Origin of the sequence: Legionella sp. W10-070 (assembly GCF_900640175.1) — a bacterium.
In the GTDB taxonomy this organism is placed as follows: Bacteria; Pseudomonadota; Gammaproteobacteria; order Legionellales; family Legionellaceae; genus Tatlockia.
The window spans coordinates 1-835 of record NZ_CAAAJC010000056.1 but is presented as its reverse complement, the minus strand read 5'-3'; the positions used below and the strand labels follow the sequence as shown (position 1 = coordinate 835).

The window sequence follows — 835 nt, the reverse complement described above, 5'->3', positions numbered from 1 at the left end:
TAGGGCATGTTTTTAAAGTTTCAGCCACAATATAATACTTACTAAAGTTAGTGCTCCCAGAAACATGGCAGCAGTTTTATCATAACGTGTAGCAATTCTCCTAAAGCTTTTGACGCGATTAAAAAAACGCTCAACATAATTACGCTCTTTGTATATATGCGTATCATGCTCTATAGGGATGATGCGATTTTTTTTGGATGGGATGACAGGGGTGGTTCCTCTGTTTTTCAACGCTTCACGAAATTCATTGCTATCATAAGCCTTATCGGCTAATAAATACTCTGATAGCTCATCGCCCAGCAATTTCTTCGCTGTTTTAATCTCACTGTCTTGTCCAGGTGTTAAAACAAAACACAAAGGCAGTCCAAAAGAATCAACCTTTACATGGATTTTTGAGCTAAAACCACCTTTGCTTCGGCCTAATGCTTGTTTCTCTTGGCCTCCTTGAGCACCGGCCGCATGTTGATGTGCTCGGATAACGCTACCATCCATCATGTGCCATTCGTGATCTCCATCTTTTTTTTAAAATTTCAAGTATCTCATTGAAATGTCCTTTTTTAACCCATCGATTATAGCGACCATAAACACTTTGCCATTTTCCATAATCAGGGGGCAAATCTCTCCAAGGGGCTCCAGTCCTGATTATCCAGCAAACCGCTTCTATGAATAATCGGTCATTTTCTCCATGACGGCCTTTAGGGGAAGGTAATAATTGCTCTAGTTTTCTCCACATAGCATCATCAATGACAAAGCGGGACATCCAGTTACTCCATTTTAGCATGGAGCCTTTTTATCAGATTTTTTATCGTTTGAAAACTTTAAAAACACACCCTAG

The 835-nt window shown here is 39.8% G+C and carries 2 protein-coding genes; both read right to left on the bottom strand.

The genetic code is table 11. The annotated features are described in order from the left end of the window. Window positions 1-12 precede the first annotated feature (12 nt). On the bottom strand, window positions 13-495 hold the full coding sequence (locus E1O65_RS12420; RefSeq protein WP_133133907.1) for an IS5 family transposase: 483 nt from the start codon (window positions 493-495) through the stop codon (window positions 13-15). Continuing rightward, window positions 482-760 carry a transposase gene (locus E1O65_RS12415; protein WP_165474973.1) on the bottom strand — a complete coding sequence of 93 codons (279 nt, stop codon included), beginning with the start codon at window positions 758-760 and terminating at the stop codon, window positions 482-484. Before E1O65_RS12415 ends, E1O65_RS12420 begins: the two co-directional genes overlap by 14 nt. Window positions 761-835: the final 75 nt, after the last annotated feature.

Excerpts from the sequence above, each read along its gene's own strand:
- E1O65_RS12420 (WP_133133907.1), bottom strand. The coding sequence starts at position 495 with ATGATGGATGGTAGCGTTATCCGAGCACATCAACATGCGGCCGGTGCT.
- E1O65_RS12415 (WP_165474973.1), bottom strand. The coding sequence starts at position 760 with ATGTCCCGCTTTGTCATTGATGATGCTATGTGGAGAAAACTAGAGCAA.